This is a genomic window from Pedobacter sp. ASV12 (genome assembly GCF_016429155.1).
Classification (GTDB): Bacteria; Bacteroidota; Bacteroidia; order Sphingobacteriales; family Sphingobacteriaceae; genus Pedobacter.
The window spans coordinates 1-567 of record NZ_JAELUC010000250.1; the positions used below are offsets into that span (position 1 = coordinate 1).

Here is a 567-nt window from a genome sequence, read left to right on the forward strand (position 1 = left end):
ATTCCAAAAAATATAAAATGGGATACCGTTACCGTTTTAGAGATGACTTTAGATAGGCCTTACATATTTACGAATTGGATATACACCGGAAACACCAATAAATTTGATGCCCACCAGCCAATTTCAAATTAACCCCTAGGCTTGACCTCGAGAAACACCTGGAATTGTTGTGCTGAGCAGTTCGTGGATTGAGATCTCCTCTATCCTGTTAATCACAAACTTTCCAAAAGCCTTTTACGATATACTGTTCCAATGGGGAGAAATGTACCCCCTATTAATTGAGCTTCATTTCCCTTGACCCTCTGGATACGGTCAAGCGCCACGATGTAGGATTTATGAATGCGGAGGAACTTAATGTCGTCTAGCTTGTTTTCTATTTCGCTGGTCGTCATCGAACCAAGCATCATCTGCCCGTTTACAAAAACCTTAACATAATTCCCCCAGCTCTGCACAACAATTCCAGGTGTTTCTCGAGGTCAAGCCTAGGGGTTAATTTGAAATTGGCTGGTGGGCATCAAATTTATTGGTGTTTCCGGTGTATATCCAATTCGTAAATATGTAAGGCCT

General features: G+C 41.4%; 1 protein-coding gene. It reads right to left on the minus strand.

The window, feature by feature from the left end; genetic code table 11:
• Nucleotides 1–212: 212 nt before the first annotated feature.
• Nucleotides 213–452 (minus strand): LytR/AlgR family response regulator transcription factor, encoded by a 240-nt coding sequence (locus tag JHD69_RS21585; protein ID WP_199142120.1) that lies wholly within the window; start codon nt 450–452, stop codon nt 213–215.
• Between the last annotated feature and the right edge of the window lie 115 nt (nt 453–567).